The sequence below is a fragment of the Paenibacillus sp. OAS669 genome, from assembly GCF_014873645.1.
Lineage (GTDB): Bacteria > Bacillota > Bacilli > Paenibacillales > NBRC-103111 > Paenibacillus_S > Paenibacillus_S vulneris.
This window is the reverse complement of record NZ_JADBDR010000014.1, coordinates 153,535-178,395: the sequence shown is the minus strand read 5'-3', so window position 1 is coordinate 178,395 and position 24,861 is coordinate 153,535. Positions and strand designations below refer to the sequence as shown.

Sequence of the window (24,861 nt, the reverse complement as noted above, 5' to 3'; positions counted from 1 at the left end):
GTCATTTTTTTTATCCATTTTATTCAACTAAACTGTAAGCACGATTACTTGGTTACCTGCACGATCATCGTTTCGCTCGAAGTCGCCCCCGCGTAATTGACGAGTTCGCAGCGGTATTCGTACGTACCGACCGGCTTGCCTTGAATCACCGTAACCACCGATTGTGCTTGCGGCGATGCGCCTATAAGCTTCTTCGTATCAACAAGAATACCGTTCTCATACAATCGGTATGTCGTCCCGTTCGTTCCCCACCACATGTTCATACTGAGGCTGAAATTTCCATCCCCGTCCCAGTTATCGTTAGATAGAATCGGTTTGGCCGGAGCCGCTTGCGTAACGTTGACGGTCCGAACATCGCTTCTCGTGGTGCTGTATGAGTTGGTCAGCTCGGCGTAATACCGGTACGAGCCGTTCTTCTTGTAGGTCACCGCCGTTACGGTCGATTGCGCATTGGGCGACCGGTCCATCAGGGTTTGGGTATCGATCAGAATGTCATTTTCATACAATTTATAAATTTCACCGTTATTGCCCCACCACATATTCATGGTGATGTTGTAATTGCCGTCTTGAATGCCTGTATCATGCCCATTATCATCGGACAGAACGAGCTTTCCAGGTGCACCCGTGCTTGGGGACGGGATATTGTTCACAGCAGCCATTGCCGTCCCTTTATTACCCGCTGCATCAACAAATTCGAAGGTGAAGCTGTCATTATCATAAAAGTTGTAGCTAGGTGAACCCCCGTTGTTCGTAATCGTTACCGGTTCGCTTGGGGAGAGGGTCGCAACGACTCGTCCATCGGCCGCCTTACCGTATGTAATCGTCGCTGTCGGCACGGTCCTGTCGATCTTAAACGAGATGGTCTTCGCTGCTTCGACATTCCCTGCATGATCCGTCGAACGATAGCTAAGCGCATACTCGCCATCGCGATCGAACGTTACGGGGCCCGTATACGTCTGCCAGGCTGCTCCGCCGTCCAGGCTGTACACGGATGAAGCTACTCCTGAGCCATTATCAGAGGCAGCCAGCGTTACCATGACCGGATGCACATACCAACCGTTCGTGCCGTCTGGCTGTGCCGGCGAAACAGTCGCGGTAGTAACGGGAGCCGTTATGTCAAAATTATAGTACAAGCTCTCGATCTCCGTCTGTGTCAGCGCTTTGCGGTATATTTTCAATTCATCCAGCATGCCATAGAAGTTTTTGCCGCCGCTAGGATTCATGCCGACTCGATCCTCCTGAGAAGGTGAATATCGCCGGTAATAATCTTGGCTGAACGTGAACGTTCCGCCGGGGGACTGCTCGACTTTATCCAAATACAGCTTGATTGCCTTATTTTTAAAATCAACAACCCCTACGACGTGATGCCACGAGTTCGGGCTGTTGAAGCTGAAGCTCTTACTTTGGTAGCTGTCGACCTTGTCGCTTCGCGCTCCAAGCCGTATTGCATCGGAGTCGACAATCAGCTCGAACCCTTCATTCGTGCCATCGATGCGCGTGCTGAGAATATCATAACGCGCGCCTTGTGCGGGCATTAGGCTCGGGTTGATCCATACGCTGACGGAAACCGCATCGGCATTGGCTATTTCATTACCGATCATGTAATGCATGTTGAGGGAATCCGTACCTTTCATCGAGATCGCTAGCCCATATTTACCGTCTGCATACCCGCCCGTGCCTATGCGGATCGGGTCGTTCCCCTGGGCAGAATCGTCGTGAGAGTAGCCGTTGAAGGAGTAGTCTCCGATTAACTCGGCCGGCTGCAAATAATTCCGGAAATCGGCGAGGCGATGGAACGTCAGCCGATTGGAGTTATGCTTGGAGTTTGCACCGTTGTAAGAAGTGCGGGACACATAGATCAGATCGTTGCCCTCAAATTGCCAATCGACATATTGAAAGCCGTCTTTCGCGGTGGAATTCGCCCAGCTTAAGTTCTCGTCTTCTTGGATGAGCAGCTTGCCCCGCGTCCAATGGACAAGATCGGACGAATACATAAGCGACAGTACGTTACGCTGATTGTTTTGCGTCACGTTATAGTCGGTATGCTCATTAACGAGTGCGATATATTTGCCGGATTCGGCGTCGTAACGAATGGTGAACTTCACATCTCCTCCGGGGAAGTCAAATTCTCCGTATTTGGTAAACGTCTCGTTGTCCGCGCTGAGCTTGTATATGCCGGCACGGTTGATTACCGAGCGTCTGAGCACATCCCACACCTGACCGTCCGGTCCGACTACGGCATTGCCTTCGATATAAAGATTGACGTCGGATTCGTTCGATTTTGTCCAGCTCGAAGGATTCATCAGGTCCGCCGTGTCCGGTGCGGAAACGATAAACGCCCACATCCCCCATGGATATAAGACCTCGAAGCCCTTATAGATGCGCTCGTTCGCTTTAATCACTGGTGTAGGCGCAGTGTGATATTTAACATTCTTGTCATCCCCTTGATAAAGAATGGAAGCATCGCTCCAGGTGATACCACCGTCGACGCTTTTGCGGATGGCGATGGAGCCTAGGCTGTAGTTGGTCCCCAGCAAATAAACAGCCCCGTTATGCTCGAACAACGTGCTCCAATATTGACCGTCGATCGTTGCCGTTTGCGTCCAGGTGGCTCCATCATCCAAAGAACGAAAAACCTTGGTGGTTTTGTTCGATGCATTCGGTCCGAAATCGTCATCACTCGCAAGAAGCGTCCCATCGGAGAGCTTCACGAGGCTGGGACTCCCAATGTAAACGCCCGTACTTGGATCGGAATAATCGATCTGCGACTTTACTACATCCATATAGTTGTTGGCGGATGCAACAGGAATTCCCGCAAGCATAACGAAAAGCACAACGAACAGATAAAGTAAAGTGCTGCCATTCTTTTGGGCACGTTTCATATAGAAATCCCCTCCCTAAATTAGCTTGCTTCAGTACACGAGTTCGCGAAAATGCTTGACGGTATGAAAGGAGATAAAATTGCTGTTATGCGCACTGTAAGCCAGCTCATCGCCAGATCGGCTGAGGATATGGAGGTCCTCCCCATCAATAGCCATAGCTGCATAATGACGGGACTGCCTGGCCGAAGGCCCTGCCGCCACTAGTCCGGCCAAGCACCAATCGATGCAGTTTTTGGAAAAATGCAGCTGCAGCCTCGTCCTTTCATTGTTCGGCAGATTGTAACGGTCGGCTGGCAGCCGTTCCGCTATAGTCATACTATCGGTCGCCTGCGTACTCAACAGCCAATAAAGACGAGTCACATCGTCATAGAGGATGTGAAATTTCATTTGTCCTCCCGGGCAAGGAACGTACACTATCCGTTTCCCCGAAGGAACCTGCTCCAGCTTTGTGATCATCGAACCGTCCTCCTGCTCGACGACCTTGGCAATGGCGGCATAGCCGCTACCTCCCGTATGAGATCGCATCCATAAATGGAACGTTCGTCCGCTCGGATCATGCCAATAGTGGTCGGGATCTACAAACTGTACCACATTGGTCTCTAGCCACCCTGCTGGTGCACATCCCCTGCCCGGTGCGAGATCAATATACCGCTTCGGATCAGTGTGAAAGAACGGAACTCCGAAATAATCCAGCTCCGCAGCAGGAACGGCGTCACAAAAGGCGAGCTCAGAAGCGAACGTCCAGCTATTGGCCTTCGTCAAATCCGTATCCGTTTGGCCACGCATTAGGACAGGCGCCAATTCACCGACACCCCAAACTTCGATCTTGCCATAAAGATGCTTCTCCATGACCAAATATACAGAGCCATTCGCATAATGAACGTTACATGGCGCCTGATGCCACTGCTCTCCATTCGTCAGTGATACCGGTTCCGTCCAGCATTCTCCCTCGTCATCGGAGCGAATGATCGCTAGATCTCCATGATGGCCTAGTATATAGAGGGATTCGCCCGCAACGAAAGGCCTCGCGTGGCCAAACGGAAAATCCCCTCGATGAACCCATGTTTTCCCTTTGTCATCCGACGTGAATATTTTTCCGATGGGTTGCTTCATACCGGGACCTCCCAGGTCCATGGTCGCCACCAGCCTCCCCGAGGCAAGCCGAACGAGACCCGGGCTATAGCAATAAACAGATGACGGCTCACTCGATTCATATATTTTGATAAATTCGTCCGCAAGCGGTTTCATATCTAACTACCTCCTATCCTTTAAGCGAGCCGATCATGACTCCTTGAACAAAATATTTTTGGGCAAAAGGGTAAATACATAGCACTGGTAGGCTGGAAACAATGATAATTCCATATTTGACTGATTCAGCCAAAAACGTTTTTTGAGCCATATCCTGATCTCCAATTCCCATTTCAAGCTGCTGCATCATTTGCGTCTGACTTGTCAGGATTTCTCTCAGCACCAATTGGAGAGGGATCAAATATCTATCGTTCAGGTAGATTAGAGCATTGAAAAATGAATTCCACTGTCCGACTGCAGCGAATACGACCAATACGGCAATAATCGCCTTGGAAAGCGGTAAAACAACCTTCGTAAAATAGCTGATGTTCCCACATCCGTCCATTTTTGCAGCTTCGAACAGCTCGTGAGGGATGGTGGATTGAAAAAAAGTTCGTGTGATGATGATATTCCACATGCTGACGCAGCCCAAAATAATGACAGTCAACGGATTATCCAGCATATGCAAATTTCGTACAAGCAAATAGGTGGGAATAAGGCCTCCGTGAATGAACATGGGAATGATGAACAGGGTAACGATAAATCCCCGCCCAACCATATCCTTCCGTGAGAATGCATAGGCGGTCATAAGCGTCAGAGAGACGCTAAGTACCGTCCCGCCTATCGTATACAATACGGTGTTCCTATAACCGATCCATAGCTGTTTATAGTTAAAAATCAATTCATACCCGTTTAAATTAAACCCTTTGGGGAATAAAAAGACCCTCCCCGTACCAACAGCAGACGGGTCACTGAAGGAGGCGATAACTACAAAATACAGCGGATACAGCACGATGACGAATAGTACGGCCAAAAAGGTAAAATTAACAATATCATAGATCTTATCGGACCTGCCTCTGCGCACAACGATGCTCATGGGTCCCTCCTTAGAAAATGCCGGACTGGCCTAATCTCTTGGCTAATTTATTGACGGTAAGCAGCATGACTAAATTAATAACTGAGTTGAACAGCCCGACCGCAGCAGAAAAGCTGAATTGGGATTGAAGCAGCCCAACCTTGTACACATAAGTCGAGATGACCTCCGAGGTTTGCAAATTCAAGGAGTTTTGCATCAGAAAAGCCTTTTCGAACCCGACCCCCAATATGCCTCCGCAGTTTAAGATCAACAGGGTTACAATGGTCGGCATAATGGAAGGAATATCGATATACCAAGCCCGCTGAAACTTATTGGCGCCGTCTACGGTAGCCGCTTCATGCAATGAAGGGTCAACACCCGATAGCGCAGCCAAGTATATAATGCTTCCCCAGCCCATTCCCTGCCAAATGCCCGACCAGACGTACAGATGTGCAAATGCATCCGGATTCGTCAATATCATAAGCGGCCCGTCGATAACCCCGATAGAATTAAGCAGTTGACTGACGATTCCTAATCTGGGAGAAAGAAAAACATTCAACATTCCTACCAAAATGACCATCGAAATAAAATGAGGCGCATACGTAACGGTTTGCACGATATGCTTTATTTTCTTGCTTGCAGCGCTATTCAGTGCCAACGCAAGGATGATAGGCGCCGGAAATCCTGCAACTAAGGAATAAAGACTTAAAGATAATGTGTTTTTGATCAGCACCCAAAATAGATCCAATTTAAATAACCGTTGAAAATGATATAGCCCCACCCAGTCGCTTCCCCATATTCCCTTGATAGGCTTGAAGTTCTCAAAGGCAATCAGCACTCCATATAGAGGAACATAGTCGAAAAGAATGACATAGATCAGTGCAGGAAGCACAAGAAAGTATAGGCCGATATTTTCTTTGACCTTAAGCAGCTTTTTACTGAACAATCTAACAGAAGTGCGCGTAGCTATAACTTGTTCCGGATTCATCGCTTTCATCTCCTTACTACCAATGCGGACCTTATGGACCAAACTATTTTCTAAGCTTGTTTGCAGCGTCTAGTTGTTTTTGATTCAGCTGCATGTACTCATCCAGCCCAAGGTCTTTCAACTTTTTGGTATAAGCATCCCATTCGGCATCGATGCTTCCTTTTCCAGAAATCCAGCCTGCAATCGTCGTTTTAATGTAATCGTTGATTGATTTACTTAAATCGGCCATTCTCAGCTTTTCCGTCTCGCTCAGCAGTCCGCTCGGCAATGGAGGAAAGTTCAGTTCTTTGGCTGGCAAAAATTTCTTATAAATATTTACATACGCCCATTCTCGAGTACCTTCTTTTGTGAAATTGGCGTTGACGATCTTGTTATTGAACATATCTTCGTCAAGAAGCGCTATACCGTAGTTGCCTAGCCCCTTATCTGCATCCGCAACTTCGGCCGCCGGCGTCAATAACTCATATTTGCCTTCTGCATTTTTCTTCCACATCACACCCTGATTTCCGTAGTTTTCCGATAGGGACCACTCCGGATCGGCCAGCAGCTCCGCTAGTCTTGCTGATGCAACGGGATACTTGTTGTTTTTAAAGAGTACGAAGTTTCTCGGCCAAATGCTTTTCGTTTGTCGGCGAATATATGGATCCTTGCCATTAGGCGACTTCAAAGGTGCCATTGGGTACCACCATTTTCCATCCGTGCTATTTTGCCCTTGATCCAAGAAAGAGGTCATTGATCCGACTAATGGAGGATTGGATGAAACGGCTGCTGTATATTTTCCCCAGTCATCGGTGAAGGCTTCCGGAACCATCAGTCCATTTTTATATAAATCGGCCATATATTTGATCGGTTCTTTCAGGTCGGGATTCGTTGCCTGTGATTTGAACTTGCCGTCCTCCACAATAAAGTAGCTGCCGGGGGTATACACGCCAAATGTTCCGTAAATGTCAAACTGACCGCCGATGCTACTGCCGTATAGAGCGTAGTATGGGATGACGTTTTTAGGAATCGAGCCTTTTCCTGCGTTATTTTTGAAAGCCAAGAGTACGCTTTTGAACTCTTCCGTCGTCTTTGGGATCTGAAGTCCGAGCTCATCCAGCCATTTTTTGTTGATAAACCATTGATCACGCAAATTATAGGAAGTTTCATTAATAACCGCATAAGGAAAGCCGTATAATTTGCCATCTGGCATCATCGCCTGAAGCTTCAAGCCGGGGTTTGAATCAAAAAACTTTTGCCATGTTGGGGTATAGGGCAGCAATTTATCGATACCGATAATATCTCCGGCTTCGATAGCATCGGTCATGGACTGATCCGAAGCGTCCATTCTCAGCCCGATATCCGGATAGTCGCGACTGCTGAACATCAAGTTTGTTTTCTCTACATCGCTGAATACTTTCAAGTTAATCTTAATATTCGTCTTCTCTTCTATTTTTTTCCATATGCTGTACTTGGTGATATCCCCCATATGGGCGCCGTACGCGATTCCTACTGTTAAAGTAATCGGTTCTTTGGTAATCGGATATCCTGTTGCGTTCGTTATTCCGCCGTCCAGTTTGGTGGTATCGGAAATCTCACGTTCAGCTTCATTCTCGGATTGCTTTGTATCCGTACAGCCGATCAATGTTCCACCGATGAGCACGGTACTTAGTATGCCGGCAACAACTCTATTCCCCATCGAATAGTCCCCCTAGAATAAATAGATAGTCTTACAATACAGCGGCTTCAGCCATGGTTCGAATCTCTTGTTCTATACCTCTCAGCTGCTCAATTTCCAGCTTCATCGAAGCGGTTAAGCTTACGGCATTGCTTGAACGAGCCTGCAATTGGACGGGCAAGCCTTCCAAGCCCAAATAATATTTGGCATTTAGCGGATAAGGCTGTCGTTCAATGCTTGATGCCAATCCGAGGAATTGCTGCAGCCTGGCAGCAACTTCAGGTCGGCTTCGAGCTAGCTTCATGAGGCTGACGTACAGATCGGGATGAAAATTAGCCATCACACCGCTGTACCCGGATGCCCCGGCCTGCAGCGACATCAGCAGAGTGGCTGCATTTGCGTTGAATAGTTTTAACTGGGTCCCCTGAACGGCGTTCAGTTTGGCTGTAAGCTGATCGGGATCACAGCAAGTATCCTTTAAAAACAGGAACCGCTCCGTATCCGCGCACCACCGAAGCAGCCCGGGAGTTAGCAGCCGCTTATAAGGATGTGGACACTCGTAGATGCCGAAGCTCATCTCAGGGATTTGGTGCAGCAGCTGCTCGGCATGCCGCTTCCAAATGTCGTCGGATTCTTCCTTTCCGGCTAGCCGATTGCTAACGATGACAAAAGCATCGATCCCTGTCTCCGATATGGCACCTATTTCTTCCACCTGATCCTTTAGCGAATCCGATATATGTCCCGAGGCGATGACCTGAACGCGGCCTGCCGCCTGTTCGACTACAAACCGGGCCAGCTGAACCCGTTCAGCCAATGATAAATGAAACATTTCGCTCGATTGGCATACCGCAAATAAGCCGTCGACGCCTTTGGCGATATACCATTCGATCAGCCGCTCCAGCGCTTCGTAATCGATTTCTTTGGTTTCCGTAAACGGAGTAATCATTGTAGGCCAGACGCCATCCTTTAACATGTTTCGTAACCCCTTTTTTCCTGTATTGTGCGTCAGACACCATTTCATCAAAAGGCTCTCATTAGATTTGCTTGATCAGGAGTGCCATGAAATCGAATTTTATTAGCAGACGCTCTAACTTTATATTGGCAACTAACTTGCCTTTACGTTCGATCACGATGGCCGGAACCGGTTGTTAAACTGCTTTCGCCCCCACTCTACTGCAATCATGATGTTTCCGGTCCCGGCAGGTGTCACTGATTTAAATGTGATCGTGATGTTGTTCTTATCGGCGGTGACCGAAGAAATTCCAGTCATATTGGCATCGGCTGACAACGCTGAAGCCATATACCACTCAGGGGCAATGCCTAGCAGGTGGGGGACATAATAAGTGACATTACCGCCATTTACCGTAACGATAGTCCGCTGCCCCGTAAATACAATTTCATCACCTATATAGGAAGACTGTGACGGATACGATACAGAGTCCCACACTTTGGTCAAAGTTGTATCCGTCTCCGGCGAATCTACCTTATCCCAGTATTCGTACGTGCCTTGCGGATACAAGTCGTATGTGTACTCGAACACGCAGTAGTTCGTATATTTGGGACGGCGGAAATATAACCAGTAATTGGAGGCCGCGTCGGCATATACAGCAAATTTCGCGAATAAATCCCCCGATCCGTTAAATCCGTCTCCATCTACCGTAAATACCGGTTTAAATCCCCCGGCCTCATTGCCCCGAACTCCGAAAGCAAATTCGGCTGATGCTGTACGGTAAGAGGCTTTGCCATAATCCGTAACAGTTCTGACACGACCGCTGAATAACGATTTATCCTTTCCTATACGACACACCCGAAACCATTGCGCATAGTTTTGTACACCGGGCTTAGGTTCACCTATATCCCGCAGCTTTTGGTATCGCAGATCACGCCATGTATTTTTCCAATCCTCCGCTTTGCTTAAATGAGAGGTTCTTACTGGCCCGTCGAAATTAATAATTCCGGACGTTTCTGGATCATCGATTTGAATGAATTTGCCGGTAAACCCCGCTCCCTCCGGCGGCGTCTCGCATCTGAACATACCGCTGGAGTCACGAATAGTGCCATTTTTTCCAAAGCCAATGCCAATCGAGCCTCCTGATGTCCAAATATTCACTTCCAATATTGCATTATAAATTTCATGCTGGGCGTTGTTATAAGTATTGTCTCCGACTAGCATCCCAATCTGACCGTCCCGAACATTTAGGGAGACATTGCGGAACGTAGTATAACCATACGATGGCATGTTAGATGTTCCCGGTTGACGTTTGAATACGATATGGCGTTTACAGTTACTGATAGAGACATTTTCCAACGTCGTTCCTTCAACCCAGAAATTACGGGTATGTAATACAAGGCCATCACCGCCTGTAAAACCGTATAGACTGACATTGCGAAGCTTGAACCCATATGTATCCGAGATTTCAATCGCAATCGAATTTGGATTGGTGCCTCCGTTTATGGATAAATCTACAATGGCATGACTGGTTCCGACTGCGCCGCTCCAGGTGGTTGAATCTCTCCAGTAACGGAACAAGTATCCGGCACCATTCCACAGTAGATTGGTAACGCCAACCCCTTCCCCGCAAACAATTACGTTTGGAGGTAAGTCTATATTGCCTCCCGATGCTGTAAAGTCGTACGTACCAGCGGGAAGCAGCACTGTCCCACCTTTCTCTGCTGCGATTACCAGAACATTCTTGACTGCAGCCGTCGGATCCGTGAGCCACAAATCGGAATCAATAACACGCCAGATCGGCTTGGCGCCACCGATAAGACTTGCACCGCTGATTTGGGCCAACGATTTATCAAGACCGGTCTGATATACAGCTACCCATGCATTTTCGCTAATGCCTCCGTCAGCAAGCGGGTTATCTGAAGTAGTCGTGTGCGGTCGTGCTCCGGCCCACCGATAGCCGGTTGTGACACCGGCTGGTGTAGTGAATTCCAATACTTCCCACTCCTGCGTGATCCGTACCTGGGGTCTAAAAACGCCGCGGGCACGGATAAAACTGCCTGGCGTATGTTCTGAATCACCATATTTTCCATAAACGGAATCGGTGACGGATGAAGATTCCCTAGCATTTGCTCCTCCGGCCGATACTCCATATAGAAGTGCTGCGGCTCCCGCCATGCCCATTGAAGCAAGAAGCTTTCTACGGGTTAACTTCTCCTTTGAATCTTTTTCATCGGTCATGCCCCATACCTCCTCAGCATGTTTTTTCGATGGCATCACAAGAACATATACAGGCCCTCTCTCGTCCTTCCATGAGCTCGTGAAAATAATGTCCGCTCATTTGTACCTTCCGCAGAAAAATTACGTGAACAATGTAATCGTTTGCATATGCATATTACGAATCGATCGCCTTTTCAAACTAGCAGATGCAGGCTCGGAACGTAAATATGCCGTTAAATGACGATATGCCATTCTTAAGCAAAGCCTGTTTATCCAAGCAGCAAAACCTATATTTTCTTAGATGAAGCCTCTGACGGATGGCATAATCTTCTGTTCATTTCCCGCAACAAAAGAACCGGCTTCCGAACAACACATCGATGATGCGTTATACCGGAAGCCGGTTCATCCAGTCCTCTTCTATGGCGAAGTATAAACCGTTTAAATATTGTTGTATTTGCGAAACCCTCCCGGAGTCGTCCCAACTTCCTTCTTAAACTTCCGTACGAAACTGGAAACGTCGCAGTAACCAATCTCAGAAATAATCTCGATAAGTGGCTTCTCGGTCGAGCTTAAAAGCTGTTTGGCTTTTTCAATACGCAGATAATTGATGTAATCGGAAATGCTTTGCCCAGAGCATTTCTTGAAATAATAGCTTAAGTTGGAAAGAGACATATTAAAATGATCGGCCATGTTCTGAACTGTAAAGTTTGTATCGTGATAGTTCGTTTCTATATACGCGACCCATTGTCTCAATAACTCGTCATCATGCTTCTCACGAGTATCTTGAATATATTTGCACAGAGTTTGACAAACATCAGTGATACTCTGCCCAAGTTCTTTTACCGTTTCAAATTGGGCTAGGGATAGGACATCTATAGCTCCCTTGTCCAGGCCAATGAACTTTTTATTAATCTGCTGCATAGCTTTCAGCACCGTATTGATAATATCATAGCAGAGACAACGAGCCTCGAACAACGGGATGTCATACTGGGTAATTTTGTCCACCAGTTCCTCCACAATGAAGGAGATTCGATCTGTTTTACCCTCTATGATAGACAATTCCAGGGCTCTTAGTTCATCTACCGGGTAAGGAAATCCGGATACTGCGGCGATGCGGATGTCTTCAAAGTAAATGATTTGATCCGTTCCCTTGACCAATCGGTAATCAAGCGCCGTATAGGCTTCCAGGCACGATTTGCCGACCTGTCCTGCTGCCTCGTACGGGTTACCTACACCAATCGCAATATGAGAGTGCAGCTCATTTGTTAAGAGCTGCTGCATATGTGTTAAAGCATCATGCAGCATTTGACGATCCGATTCCCGGCCGCTGGCAAGTATAAGAATCAACCGATTGTCGATATTTAAACGGACATAGCCTTCAATTTCGTCAGGTATCGCCTGTTCCAATAGCTCTTGAAGCTTGGAAGCCCTCTCTCTCTTCAGCGGCTCCGAAGCAGCTGCGGAAAAGATGACGACGCGAAAAAATGGCAGGTTAAAGGAAAGGCCAAAATCGCTGCCTTTTTCGTTAAACGATTCTGCATTCGGGAAAATCCCACTGAGCAAATGGGACAATAGATATTCTTTGACGGCACTACGATTGCTCGTGACCTGATCTTTCAAAATTTTATTCGTTTGATTGATCCGGTTAATCGTCATTCGTACCGCTTCGAACTCATTTCCGGTTTCTGCTACGCTACCTGTTTCCGATTCGGCAAATAAACGAAGCTGGCGGATGGGACGATAGTTTAAGCGCATGTTGAACAATATGGCTGTACCACCTGCTAGCACAATAATCAGAAGTGCTCCTAGGAAAGTATTCTTGGCGGCATAGACTTGGCTCATCGCTTCTTTTACGGGTATGACTATAAAATAGCTCCAGCCAGTTTCCGGAGATTGGATGTAGGAAACGAAATGGGACGAGGAACCGAATTTCGTGATGACCGAATGTTCAATCCGGTCAGGTTGAATGATTGCCATTAAATCCTGTTCTTGAGGACGATTGCTCTCCTTCGAAGCGGCAACGATCTTGCGCTCTGGATTTATTGCCAGGACATTGCCTTTATTGCTGCTCATCATTTGTTCAAATGCATGCTGTTTGATAATAAACAATACCATGCGTTTATCGTAATTCGAGCTATTGGGAATAAGATAGCTTACAACATGACCCATTTCTCCTCCGCTTGCACCATCCGGTACCCATACCCCATTACCGTCAATATCCCGGGCTACGGCTTGAAATTGCTCCTCCGAAATTGTGCCACCATAATAGGCTGACAAAAATTCTTTCAACGTATAAGTCCGCGTCGAAGAAACAAATTTATTCAATTGCTTGTAATACACGACGGTATCGCTTATAAAGTTATTTCCGGAAATATAGCTTTTTAATTGACGAATCCCTTTGGAAGTATTATACGGGCCATCGCCGATTTGCTGCGTAGTAAGGTCCGGATTGTTATATATTTGGTAGGCAATCGTGTTCATCCCCGCGATTTGATGATCTACGGAAGTTACGACGTGCTGGAGAATATTAACGTTGTTCTTGATTACCTCTTCCTGCAACATATGGAAGAAATAATTGTAAACCAGGATGACGATAATTGAGAGAGGAATAGCCAATACCAGCATATATGATAACAAATAGCGCAGAAACAACCGGTTTGTTTGCAAAACATTTCGTTGTGGCCAAAACATAATTTCACCCCGCTTTGATAGCCTCTTAATCTCTTGTACTCACTTATATGCTTTCTCAGAATCCTGTTCGAAATTGTTTGCGCTTTCACGGTTTTGTTGTATTCAATATAGCATATCCTTCATTGATTGTATATTTCATCCAGCATGGAAATGCCCTTTTAGAACAATGACCAATGCCTCTACAATGGCATATTTACTTATCGATGTTCTTTTTGTTATCGTTAGGATATTTAATTGAATCAACGGATGAACCTCTGTGAAAGGAGTAAGTGTGTGTGAACAATAAAGCCGGGTTGCTTTTAATCGTTTCATTATGGAATGCCATCTTTCTATCGGGATGCAAACCATCGGACATTTCAAATACCAACAATGCTTCAAGCAGCTATGAAGAAACGAACGGCAACCAGATCATTGAGAACGGCGTCGCCGTCAATTTGACGGGATATCCCATTGTTAACCAGCCCATTACACTGAAAACCGTTGTTGTTACTTCCTATAAAGGCGACTACAATCAGTCGAAGTTTTTTCAGGAACTGGAGAAAAAGAGCGGAATTCATCTCGAGATTAAGCAAGTCTCGGTCGATAACAGGGATATATTGAATTTAATATTCTCCTCCCGTCAGTATCCCGATCTGCTACTGCGTTCCGATGCGTCTCCATATCAAATTACTATTGCTCAAAACAATGGGGATATTATCCCTTTTTCAAGCCTGCTGCAATATGCACCCAATTGGATAAAAGTGCTCGAGTCAAACCCCACGGCCAGAAAAGCGATGACTGCCCCAGACGGGAGCATTTACAGCTTAGGTCTTATTCAACAAAATCCCGTTTATTTGGGCATACGCGATCAATGGCTGATCAACAAGAAATGGTTGGATCAGATCGGTGCGGAGGTTCCGGCAACAACCGAACAATTTGCCTCTGTGCTGGCACAATTCAAGGCGAACGCTGGAGTCGGGGACATTCCAAAAGACATGATCCCTTATTATTTTCGATGGGACCAATATGTAGGAGGTCAATTGGATTTATACGGCGGTTCCTTCGGAATCCTGGTTCCTGACGATAACTATGTGTCGGTCGAGAACGGCAAAGTCCGTTTCCAGGCTCTTAACCCGGAGATCAAAAAGCCACTGGCTTATCTGCACCGATTGTATAAGGAAGGATTGATTCCACCCGAAGTATTTACGGACGACTGGGGCGCTTATTATGCCAAGTTGGTAAACAAGCCGGAAATGGTCGGTGCCATTGCAGCCTACGGCAATCCTAATTCCGACGTTTATGTGCCGATGCTTCCGCCCAAAGCTGAGGGTACCCAAGAGCAGTTGTATCGACGACAAACATGGATTGTGCGCACTAATCAGTTCACCCTTTTCAAAAATAATAAGTATCCTATCGCCTCCGCCCGATTGGCCGACCTGCTGGCTGATCCCGATTGGTCTGTGCAGGAAACTTACGGATTGTTTGGAGCAGGCACGAAAAAAAATAGTGACGGTACTTACGACATTTTGCCGGAAACCGCAAACGATGGTGGAGTCCCTAATGTGGATGCAGTCTCGGCGATCACGCCAGACTTAGCTTCCAAGCTCCGCTTCTTACCGGGAAATAGCAATAATAACCGTTCTCAAGCTGTTAAGATGTACGAGCCTATTGTTGCGCCGCTTGACAAGTTTTTCCCAGACTATGTCGCCTATTCGGCAGACGACCGCGACAAACTGACGCAATTGCAGATGAACGTCAGGGACTATGTAAGACAGACATTCATTCGCTGGGTCGTCCAAGGCGGCATCGATCAGGAATGGGATGCCTACATCGCGAAGCTGAAGAGCATGCATGTAGATGATATGATCGTGATCATGCAAAAAGGCCTTGATGACTACAACAAGCAATAATGTTTCTATTGGTGTTGTATCCTCAGTTTCCTATCTACATTCAGCCCGTCTTTCGGAACTGTAAATACTAGTTCTTGGGGCAAATTGGGTTTAAAGAAGCCAGCAGTTCAATTTCTGCTGGCTTTTTGTATTATTAGTATTGCTTTTGTAAAACTTTTCGCAGCTTCATTTCATTGTTGCACATTAATAGAGGTGCTACGCCATGTCCGTTATTATCCACCACCTGCTCTTGATAAATATAATATTCCAAGCTGCCATCCCTTATCTGTCCGTTTTCCGGCTTCTTACCAAGACCAGCGCTACGGCAAATGCCTCCCAACAGCACCTCACCCTCTTCTTCCCGCAAGTAAGTGGATATCGTTCCATCGAAAGCTTGTTTTCCGTAGATGAAGTACTCCTGTGGCAAATAACCCAAACGAACACCCTTCATTATGGCATAAGCAATCATCAGCGTTCCGCTCGTTTCCAAGTAATTGTCCGGATGCTCTATCCGGTCGACAACCTGCATCCACATCCCACCGGGTTGCTGATAAGGAAGTATATTCTCGACTAACTTAATTAACAATTGCTTCATCGGCTGTGTATCCGCCGGTTCTCCTTCCAGTAGCTCCAGCACGTCTACAAGTGCCATTGCGAACCATCCAACTGCCCGTCCCCATACATTAGGTGATTGGCCCGTCATTTTATCGCACCAGAACATCTGCCTGCTTTCGTCGTATGCGTGATGGTATAAACCCTTTGACTCGTTATAAATGAACCGACGGACATTATCGAATTGATGCAACGAATCGGAGTAATGTTTGTGGTCGGCATAGGTCTTCATGTAACGGACGTAAAACGGCTGCCCCATATACAGGCCGTCCAACCAAACCTGGAATGGGTAATTTTGCTTGTGCCAAAAGGAACCGCACTTAGTTCTTGGGTAGGTGTCCAGCTGCCGGTAGAGCAGATCTAGCACAAGTTTATATTTTGGGTCTCTCTCACGTTCATACAATGGAAACAGCAGAGTGGCCATCCGTATTTGATCAATATTGTACATGTCGGCCTTGATTTCACTTATTTCCCCATCCCTATTGTACAATCCGTCGATAAAATCCTTAACGAACAGGTAATCGTCTTCAATTCCAAAATGTTCATAGCTGTCCATGTAGGCCTTCAAAATACATCCTTCAATATAATGCCATCGGTGCGAATACCATCTTGACTCCGACCTATATTCCATCTTCAGTTGATCCACTAATGCATACAGCATCAGGATGCCCCCTAATATCTAATGCCGCGATTCGCGGGAATTCTTAATTCATTTTCGAATGAAGCTCACGGTATTGACCCGGCGTCATGCCAGCTGCTTTGCGGAAAGTACGGATAAAACCCGTCGAGCTGTTATAGTTCAGACGTTCGGCGATTTCGGTGATTTTCATTTGACTATCCTTCAGCCAGAGCTTCGCCATATTCATCCGATGATTTGTCAAATAGTCGATAAACGTCACACCGATCTCCTTCTTGAACACGCGGCTTAAATAAACCGGATGAAACTTCAGCTGCTGCGCGCAGGACTCCAAAGTAATATCCTGGTCATACTGTTCATGGATCATCTCGACCATCTGATGGGCGATATTGATATACTGCGTATCGATTCGCCCTTGCAAAAAAGCAATCGTCGGCGGTAGCAGCACGGTTTTGAACCAGGATGTAATCTCCTCCACGGTATGCAGCTTCATAAAACGGTTGATGACCGACATGGAACCGATTAAGCCGTCGAGCGTTCCCCCTTGCTGCTGGACCAGCCGATATATTTTCGTGATCAGCTGAATCATCTGCATTTGAAAATCGTTAAACATAACCCCCTTTTCCAAAAGAGAAGACACATAGTTGTTGTAGTAATCATAGACCGCTCCTGAATCCCCGGTCTTGAGCGCATTGAGCAAATAGTCCTCCATATGAGCCCATGATACGGAAGGCTGCAGAGTACCGGGATTCGATTCTATATCCCCGTAGCTAAGAACCAATTCATGGCCAAGGCTGATGCGGCGTTTCAAGGCCTCCAGCGATTCCGAATAGGCGTCCATCGCATCCGTATAACGGTGGAACGGGCGGCTGATGCCAATGCTCACCCTGAGCTGCAGCAGTTCGAGTAGCTTTTGCTTGATCCGCTCGGCCATCCCATAAAAGTAAGCGTTCATCTCCGCCGGGTCATCCGTATCCGCCGTCAGCAGCGATACCTGCGACTGGTCGAGCAGCAGCGTTCCGATGAGGCATCCGTCAGGCAGCAGCTCTCCGACGATGTTATTGATTGCGAACAGCAATAGCTCCTTATCGCTCTCCGAGTAACGGGTTCCCTCGAGCGAATCGATCTGTAAAGCAAGCACGCCGAGAGCCTTGCCTCGCTCCGCAAAGCCATACGTTTCCCTTTTGAACAAAAATTCGCTCTCGCTAACTTGCCCCATAAAGAGCTTGAGCAGCAAATGCTCCTTCACCTGCAATCTCTGGGCTATTAGCTGCTGCTGCATCTGCTTGCGCGTGTTGAATAATACTTGAAAGCGGTCCTCGATGAAGGCGAACTCATCTTTTTTCTTCAGATTCGGTGTCTCGACCCCGAACTGCTCCATAATGATAAACAGCCGGCGTATCGGTTTATACATTCGACGCGTACCGTAGAATGCGGCACCGGCAATAATAACGATGATAATCAGGCAAACATTGGCCGTAATGAATGCAATTTTTTTTGATGCCTTCGTAATTTCATCAATCGATACGACGGAAATGTAGGACCAGCCGTAGTTGGCGGATACCCGGTAGTTGACAGCCATCCGATCCTTCTCAAAATATCCCTCAGCGTTATCCCACTTTGGCATTTGCTGCAGAATACGATAGTGCTGCTCTCCCGATCCTGGACTTGCTAGAAATGGCTCATGTTCCCGGTTTAATACAAAGATGCTTCCCCATTGATTGTCCGGACCCAAATCACTTTCCAGTGCATTATGCGACATGTCAATGATAAGCAGCGCTTTGGGTATACTCGTAGAAGCAACCATCGGCAGCTTCACGACAAGCCTGATCATGTCACGGCTTCCCGTTTGATCCATGGTATTGTCCGACCGACCAGCCGATTTTTCGGCCAGCCAAAATAAATTTTTGGATTGGCTTGCGTATTTTTTAAGTGCATTCTGGTCGTTGAAGTCCTCCATTGGGGTGAAGCCCAGATTGCTGATCATCCATCCATGCTCCAGATTGATAAGATGCGCATCGGCTACCCCCCAGATGGAATGAAGGTTGTACAATCCCTTGGACAAATTGGCGATCGTTTGAAAATCGTTATTGGTAAGAGCATCATTCAAGTAATCGCTTACAAGTGAGGAATTGACGTATTGCACAGCACCCATCTCCACGTTTTTCAGCGCCTGCTCCATACGCATCTGATTTTGCAGCAAGATTTGTCCATTTCCTTCGTTCACCTTTTTTTCGATATCCTTAGAGGCAATGTAGTAGGAGATGACCCCAATGGATGCAACCGGTACTGCACCGAGCAGCAGGGTGAACATAAGCAAGCGATATAAATATTTTGGCACCGGAAACCTCTCCTTTCTGAACATGCAAGGCTTCGACGATAACCATTATATCAGAAACTTAACTATGTCATCGTAATGAAAATTTGCCGGGCATGCACCCGGCAGTTTCCCCCCTCTACGTGCGGCTCCGCTGGTCCATTTCTAACCTTAAAGGAGAGCGTTATTTCTTCTGCTTCGCATACTCTGCAGTGAACTCTTCGATTACTTTGTCGCCACCGGCCTTTTTCCATTTATCTATTTCCGCCTGCCAGCCGGCCTCATCGATTTTGCCCATAATAAACTTCGTTTGGGCATCGCGGATGAAGGTGTCGAGCTCTCCGCCTTTTTCGGAATACGTCTTGGAGGTGAGCGTTAGCGCAATATTGGGCACGGTATTGTTCAAATTATCGGCTACGACCTTCCAGCCCTTAGCCTGCAGATCGTTAAGTTTAAGCGGCAGCCCGGTTCCAGTCACCTCAAAGGAAGGCAAGCTGTCGCGATAAGGCTTCACTTCAAGGTTAAACAAGGACAAGTCTTTAAACTGGGCTTTGCCGTCGTCCGTTTTCGTAAAATGCTTCCCTTCAATGCCTCTCGTCAACAGTGTCGACATCTCGGGATCGAGCAGCTTATCGAAGAAGGCCAGCAGCTGCTTTAATTCCACTTCGGTTTTGACACTCGATTTCGGGAAAACGAAGAAGCCGTTGTTGCCCGGTTCTGCCGGCACTCGATTGCCCGAAGGTCCCATATACTGCACAACGTCGACTACCGCATTCGGCGCGGACTTAGACACGTTCTCAAACGATGTCGCTGCTGCGGAAGCAACGGTATTGATCCGGATCCCCACTTTCCCTGCATTCCACTTATTATCGGCGTCCGCCGCTTGAACAACCGAGAAATCCTGGTTGATCAACTTCTCCTGATACAGCCTCCTAAGCAGCTTCATGCTATCGAAATACGGCTTCGACATGAACTCGGCGATGAGCTTACCATTCTCGATCCCCCACTTATTCGGCGCTCCCTGCGACACGGCAAGTCGTGTCAAGAAGGAGCTGCTGGCTGCCGCGTCATTGTAAGACTTCTCCAGAAACATGCCATAAGTGTCGGCTTGACCGTTTTTGTCCGGGTCCTGTTCTGCGACCGCTTTCATAATATTGTACCAATCGTCAAGTGTAACCGGCGGCTTTAGTCCCATCTCATCGAACCAGTCCTTTCGGTACACAATGCCGGCACGACCGATATCCCGGTACAGCGGCAGGCCGTACAGTTTACCGTCTACCTTGATGTTATCATAGTGCAGGATGTTGACCGCGGATAAATTTTTGTAATCCTTCAAAAAAGGGCCGATCTCCCAAAACAATCCGGATTGAATCGCGTTAAGCGTAGTAGGATTGTAGGTTAGCTTGAACGCTTTGGGCATTTCACTGGATGCGATCATGATGTTTTTCTTATCCTCAAAAGCAGCCGCTGGAATCCATTGAATGTCGATTTGGGTGTTGGTATACTTCTCAATCGCGAGTTCAATCTCATTGTCCTTTTTTGGGGCTTCACCAATTTGCGGTGTGGCAATGGTCACCTTCAGCGGCGTCCCATCCCCCTTGACGGCTTCGCCCTGCTGGTTTGATTTGTCTTCGGCACAGCCTGCTAGCGCGCCTGCCGTCATTGCGAGTGAACAAGCCATAGCAATAAATCGTCTCTTTGTCATCTTTAAACCCCTCCCGGAATGCTTGTCATTGTCATTATATAAAAAGATGGAACGGATGGCTCATCCTTTTACCGAACCTAACAGTACGCCTTTAGCGAAATGCTTTTGCAAGAACGGATACATCAGCACAATCGGGACCGTTGCGACCACAATGGATGCCATGCGTATCGTCTGCGGCAAATAATCCGTCGGATCCTGCTGAGACGTCGTGTCACCGATTTGATCCTGGGACAGCAAAATGATTTGCCTGAGTACGACCTGTACAGGAAATTTCTCGGCATCGTTAATGTACATTACAGCGTTAAAAAAGGTGTTCCAATGGCCTACGGCGTAAAAAAGTCCGAAGGTCGCCATGGCCGGCATCGAGAGAGGTATAATAATGCGGAACAAAATTCCCAGATCGTTGCAGCCGTCAATTTTAGCGGAATCCTCCAACCCGTCGGGGATTTGTTGAAAGAAATTTTTCAAGACGATCAGATTAAAAGCGCTGATTGCCGTCGGAATCATCAAAGACCAATACGTGTTGATCATGCCGAATGCTTTGACAACAAAATAAGTCGGGACCAGGCCGCCGCTGAATAGCATCGTAATCAGAATCATTAACATGATGGTACGGCGTCCTCGCAAATTCGTCCGCGCTAACGGATACGCAGTAAACGAGGTCATGATCAAGTTAATGAACGTGCCGAGCGAAGTGACGAAGATGGAGACAAGGATGCTTCGCAGCATGGTGTCGGTAGAAAAGATATACTTGTAAGCACCCAATGTAAACCGGGACGGGAACAATAGCAGTCCGCCTTTAACGACTTCCTCGGGTGTAGCGAAAGACACTGTAACGATATAAAGAAATGGAATAATAGTAATTACTGAGATGAGTATGAGCAGAGAATAATTGACTGTATTGAACAACCGGTTGCTCCAGCTGCGGTCTTCCTTTGGCATAACGTCCCCCGCCTCCCTTTGGTTAATAAACGCCCTCTTCACCGAATCTTTTGGCCAGCCAGTTGGCCCCTAGTACAAGCACTAGACCTACTAGCGACTTAAACATGCCTACTGCAGCGCTATAGCTATACTGTGCTTGCGTAAGCCCCTTCAAATAGACATACGTGTCGAACACCTCTCCTACCTCGCGGTTCATGGAGTTCAGCATAAGGAAAATATGCTCGAAGCCCGTGTCGAGGAAGCTGCCCAGGCGCAAAATAAACAAAATGACGATGGTGCTGCGTATAGCCGGAAGGGTAATATGCCACAGCTGACGCCATCTTCCTGCTCCATCCATCCGGGAAGCTTCATAGAGCTGGAGATCTACGCCGGAAAGCGCTGCCAAAAAAATGATCGTTCCCCACCCGGCTTCCTTCCAGATCGATTGGCTTATTATCATCGGCCGGAACCAATCCTCGCTAAGCAGGAACGGGATTTTCTCCATTCCGAGCCTCGCGATCATTTCATTCACAACCCCGCCTTCCGTTGTAAACAAGATATAAAAGATCCCTACCGCCACCACCCAGGAAACAAAATGTGGTAAGTACAGCAGCGTTTGAGTCAAGCGTTTGAACGCTTCCTTGCGCACCTCATTGAGCATTAGTGCCAGAACAATCGGCAGCGGGAAGAAAAACAGCAAATTGTAAACCGCAAGAACAATCGTATTGCGAAACAGCATCCAAAACTGCGGTTCGGTGAAAAAACGTTCGAAATGCTTCAGCCCTACCCAAGGGCTTCCGGAAAAACCCAAATGCGGCTTATAATCCTGGAAAGCCATTACCAATCCCCACATAGGCACATATTTAAAAATAATAAAATAAACCACTCCCGGAAATAAGATAAGATACAACCATCGGTCTCTGATCAGATCCCGAAGAATCAAGGATCGTTTCAAGTTGAATCTATCCGTTATTTGCAGCCGGGCCTCATATTGCTCCTTCAACGGCTTTCCTCCTGACAAAGTAGTTTTGCTTGTGCTTGGCGGCCATCACAATCACATCTTAGGCGCTGGTAATGCGACAGGCAATAGTATCGATCAAACCAATTGATTTCCGGTTGAAAAGCCTATAGCCGTGCGGGATTGTAAGGACTATACATCCTGAATTATCATCTTTTGCAACGCATCGTACTAATCCAACTTGGCTAATTTCGGCGGTTTACACACAAAAAACCGCCAGTCTTCTTTAGACTGACGGTTCCTATTTCACAACAACGAAATTTTCGTTGTGAAGGTGCAGCATATGATCCAGTCGTAACTGGTTGTTCTGTACGCCGGATACCCTACGATCTCCACTGTCCTAAGATACGGGGTTCATTAATCTGCCACCAAACTTATTAATATACTGCCAATGTTCCTCTAGAACGGCTATGATCGTTCAAGAACTTGATGATTTCCTCAGCATGGGGTATTGATTCTTGAGCTCCGGCACGGGACACCGCAATAGCTGAAGCGGCGCTAGCTCGCTGCAAAGCATCCTTAATCGTCATACCTTGTTGCCTGGCCACAATAAAAGAACCGATAAACGTATCGCCTGCAGCCGTTGTATCCACGACATGGACAGGATAAGCTGACGTAAAGACAGCTTCTTCCTGGCCGTTCATATAGAGAGACCCTTTCTCGCCTAACGTTATGATAACTTCTTTGACCCCTAAATCAATAATTTGCCTGGCGGCTTGTCTGACGTTCGATAAATCTTCCTCTAGTCGTATAGAAGTAATGAATTCGGCCTCGGATTCGTTCAAGATCATTACATCTACTAATGGAAATACATCCTCTTCTATCTCTAGTGCGGGTGCAGGATTGAAATAAGTTTGTGCCCCCCGTTGCTTTGCAGTTTCAAGTGCGTATCGCGTACAGGCCCACGGTATTTCGTTCTGTACAAGTAATATCGATGTGGAGTCGAACAATTCCGGCAGCCCTTGTAAATCTTCAACCGTCAAGCACCCATTCGCGCCTTCACTTAGGAAAACGTTGTTTTGGCCTGACTCGTCTACAACAACAAAGGCTGTACCAATATCGCTATTCTTCCATAGGACCCGATCTGTATTTACTTGGTACTTTTTAATGGCAAACAGGATATCTCTGCTGTAAAAATCATTACCAACCGCCCCGACTAAAGTAACATTTCCGCCCGAAAGAGCCGCCGCAACAGCCTGGTTGGCTCCCTTACCGCCAGATTTCGTGTCCGTTTTGTAGCTTTGAACCGTTTCTCCCGGATGTGGAAGCTTTCGAATATAACATACAAAATCCATGTTAATACTTCCAACGACCACTATGTTTCCCATTGAATTTACCTCCCATAGGCCTAGCGGATATTGAACTTTCCACTGCACCCGATTTCATTTGCCGCTTCCATTCATGGAACTATTCCTTCGACCCTGTATTTGCGATACCGTTGACAAAATAACGCTGCAGCGGCAGCAAAACAAGGACAGGTACGATTACGGCTATGATGATGCCGGCAAACATTTCATTCCAATAAGTTGCAAACTCGGTGACAAAATCGCTCAACGCAACCTGGATAACTTTATACTCTTTCGACCGGGTTGCAATCAACGGCCACATGAAGGATTCCCACTGATGGATAAAGATTAATAATCCGGCACTTACCGTTACAGGCTTACACAACGGCAGAATGATTCCCGCATAAATTTTGAACCATGAAGCTCCGTCGATACGGGCCGATTCGATAAGCGCCTTAGGAAGATCAAGGAAAAATTGTCGGTAAAGGAAAATGACCAAACCATTAGCCAGCCCGGGAACAATAATGCCGGAGTAGGTATCAATCCACCCCAAGTTGTCAACCAGGCCGTACAAAGGGATCGCAATAACCTCAAACGGTATCATAAAAGTCAGAATAACGAGGAAAAACAATAAATTTCTTCCTTTAAATTCGAAATAGACAAAAGCAAAGGCTGCCATCGAAGCGATAATCAAGCCGATGACAACATTAACAATGGAAACGTAAAACGTGTTAAAGAAGATTCGTCCAAAGCCTCTTTCTACAAATAAGGAGATGTAAGCATCAAAAGTAATTTCAGTCGGTACAAACGTTCTCCAGGATACTGGAGACATATAGCGAAAGATCTCGTCCAGAGGCCGCAGCGATGAGACCAGCGCAAACCCCAGAGGGAGCAAAATCACTAACCCCAGAAGGATGTGTGCGATATACAGTAGCGGGATCGTACCTTGATTGCGTTTCATGGAATC

Annotated in this window: 16 protein-coding genes; 1 reads left to right on the top strand and 15 read right to left on the bottom strand. The window is 47.0% G+C overall.

Annotated elements, in window-relative coordinates:
• Positions 1-44 precede the first annotated feature (44 nt).
• The 8 genes from GGC63_RS26075 to GGC63_RS26040 form a co-directional block, all read right to left on the bottom strand.
• Positions 45-2,882 carry an OmpL47-type beta-barrel domain-containing protein gene (locus tag GGC63_RS26075; RefSeq protein ID WP_192704814.1) on the bottom strand — a complete coding sequence of 946 codons (2,838 nt, stop codon included), beginning with the start codon at positions 2,880-2,882 and terminating at the stop codon, positions 45-47.
• 30 nt (positions 2,883-2,912) lie between these two features.
• Positions 2,913-4,130 (bottom strand): sialidase family protein, encoded by a 1,218-nt coding sequence (locus GGC63_RS26070; RefSeq protein ID WP_192704813.1) that lies wholly within the window; start codon positions 4,128-4,130, stop codon positions 2,913-2,915.
• A 13-nt stretch (positions 4,131-4,143) separates the two neighbouring features.
• Positions 4,144-5,046, bottom strand: a complete 903-nt coding sequence (locus GGC63_RS26065; protein WP_192704812.1) for a carbohydrate ABC transporter permease — start codon at positions 5,044-5,046, stop codon at positions 4,144-4,146.
• Between the two features lie 10 nt (positions 5,047-5,056).
• Complete coding sequence (locus GGC63_RS26060) at positions 5,057-6,013, bottom strand: ABC transporter permease (protein WP_192704811.1); 957 nt, start codon at positions 6,011-6,013, stop codon at positions 5,057-5,059.
• A 43-nt stretch (positions 6,014-6,056) separates the two neighbouring features.
• Positions 6,057-7,691 carry a hypothetical protein gene (locus tag GGC63_RS26055; protein ID WP_192704810.1) on the bottom strand — a complete coding sequence of 545 codons (1,635 nt, stop codon included), beginning with the start codon at positions 7,689-7,691 and terminating at the stop codon, positions 6,057-6,059.
• A gap of 31 nt (positions 7,692-7,722) precedes the next feature.
• Positions 7,723-8,643 (bottom strand): dihydrodipicolinate synthase family protein, encoded by a 921-nt coding sequence (locus GGC63_RS26050; RefSeq protein WP_225948504.1) that lies wholly within the window; start codon positions 8,641-8,643, stop codon positions 7,723-7,725.
• A 153-nt stretch (positions 8,644-8,796) separates the two neighbouring features.
• The gene (locus GGC63_RS26045; RefSeq protein WP_192704808.1) at positions 8,797-10,860 is read right to left on the bottom strand and encodes a hypothetical protein; all 2,064 of its coding nucleotides are present in this window, start codon (positions 10,858-10,860) and stop codon (positions 8,797-8,799) included.
• 417 nt (positions 10,861-11,277) lie between these two features.
• Entirely contained in the window at positions 11,278-13,530 is a 2,253-nt protein-coding gene (locus GGC63_RS26040) for a helix-turn-helix domain-containing protein (RefSeq protein ID WP_192704807.1), read from the bottom strand.
• A gap of 275 nt (positions 13,531-13,805) precedes the next feature.
• Here GGC63_RS26040 and GGC63_RS26035 point away from each other — a divergent pair, with 275 nt between their 5' ends.
• Complete coding sequence (locus GGC63_RS26035) at positions 13,806-15,419, top strand: hypothetical protein (RefSeq protein ID WP_192704806.1); 1,614 nt, start codon at positions 13,806-13,808, stop codon at positions 15,417-15,419.
• 133 nt (positions 15,420-15,552) lie between these two features.
• Here GGC63_RS26035 and GGC63_RS26030 read toward each other — a convergent pair whose 3' ends face one another.
• From GGC63_RS26030 to GGC63_RS26000, 7 genes are all read right to left on the bottom strand, one after another.
• Complete coding sequence (locus tag GGC63_RS26030) at positions 15,553-16,671, bottom strand: glycoside hydrolase family 105 protein (protein WP_192704805.1); 1,119 nt, start codon at positions 16,669-16,671, stop codon at positions 15,553-15,555.
• Between the two features lie 43 nt (positions 16,672-16,714).
• Complete coding sequence (locus tag GGC63_RS26025) at positions 16,715-18,988, bottom strand: helix-turn-helix transcriptional regulator (protein WP_192704804.1); 2,274 nt, start codon at positions 18,986-18,988, stop codon at positions 16,715-16,717.
• Between the two features lie 160 nt (positions 18,989-19,148).
• Entirely contained in the window at positions 19,149-20,669 is a 1,521-nt protein-coding gene (locus GGC63_RS26020; protein ID WP_192704803.1) for an extracellular solute-binding protein, read from the bottom strand.
• Between the two features lie 60 nt (positions 20,670-20,729).
• Positions 20,730-21,611: a carbohydrate ABC transporter permease gene (locus GGC63_RS26015; protein WP_192704802.1), complete on the bottom strand. Its 882-nt coding sequence runs from the start codon at positions 21,609-21,611 to the stop codon at positions 20,730-20,732.
• Between the two features lie 22 nt (positions 21,612-21,633).
• Entirely contained in the window at positions 21,634-22,593 is a 960-nt protein-coding gene (locus GGC63_RS26010; protein ID WP_192704801.1) for an ABC transporter permease, read from the bottom strand.
• A gap of 392 nt (positions 22,594-22,985) precedes the next feature.
• Positions 22,986-23,936, bottom strand: a complete 951-nt coding sequence (gene rbsK / locus GGC63_RS26005) for a ribokinase (RefSeq protein WP_192704800.1) — start codon at positions 23,934-23,936, stop codon at positions 22,986-22,988.
• A gap of 79 nt (positions 23,937-24,015) precedes the next feature.
• Complete coding sequence (locus tag GGC63_RS26000; protein WP_192704799.1) at positions 24,016-24,855, bottom strand: carbohydrate ABC transporter permease; 840 nt, start codon at positions 24,853-24,855, stop codon at positions 24,016-24,018.
• Between the last annotated feature and the right edge of the window lie 6 nt (positions 24,856-24,861).

Excerpts from the sequence above, each read along its gene's own strand:
- GGC63_RS26070 (WP_192704813.1), bottom strand. The coding sequence starts at position 4,130 with ATGAAACCGCTTGCGGACGAATTTATCAAAATATATGAATCGAGTGAG.
- GGC63_RS26065 (WP_192704812.1), bottom strand. The coding sequence starts at position 5,046 with ATGAGCATCGTTGTGCGCAGAGGCAGGTCCGATAAGATCTATGATATT.
- GGC63_RS26050 (WP_225948504.1), bottom strand. The coding sequence starts at position 8,643 with ATGTTAAAGGATGGCGTCTGGCCTACAATGATTACTCCGTTTACGGAA.
- GGC63_RS26000 (WP_192704799.1), bottom strand. The coding sequence starts at position 24,855 with ATGAAACGCAATCAAGGTACGATCCCGCTACTGTATATCGCACACATC.
- GGC63_RS26045 (WP_192704808.1), bottom strand. The coding sequence starts at position 10,860 with ATGACCGATGAAAAAGATTCAAAGGAGAAGTTAACCCGTAGAAAGCTT.
- GGC63_RS26075 (WP_192704814.1), bottom strand. The coding sequence starts at position 2,882 with ATGAAACGTGCCCAAAAGAATGGCAGCACTTTACTTTATCTGTTCGTT.
- GGC63_RS26015 (WP_192704802.1), bottom strand. The coding sequence starts at position 21,611 with ATGCCAAAGGAAGACCGCAGCTGGAGCAACCGGTTGTTCAATACAGTC.
- rbsK (WP_192704800.1), bottom strand. The coding sequence starts at position 23,936 with ATGGGAAACATAGTGGTCGTTGGAAGTATTAACATGGATTTTGTATGT.
- GGC63_RS26060 (WP_192704811.1), bottom strand. The coding sequence starts at position 6,013 with ATGAATCCGGAACAAGTTATAGCTACGCGCACTTCTGTTAGATTGTTC.
- GGC63_RS26030 (WP_192704805.1), bottom strand. The coding sequence starts at position 16,671 with ATGCTGTATGCATTAGTGGATCAACTGAAGATGGAATATAGGTCGGAG.
- GGC63_RS26055 (WP_192704810.1), bottom strand. The coding sequence starts at position 7,691 with ATGGGGAATAGAGTTGTTGCCGGCATACTAAGTACCGTGCTCATCGGT.
- GGC63_RS26040 (WP_192704807.1), bottom strand. The coding sequence starts at position 13,530 with ATGTTTTGGCCACAACGAAATGTTTTGCAAACAAACCGGTTGTTTCTG.
- GGC63_RS26020 (WP_192704803.1), bottom strand. The coding sequence starts at position 20,669 with ATGACAAAGAGACGATTTATTGCTATGGCTTGTTCACTCGCAATGACG.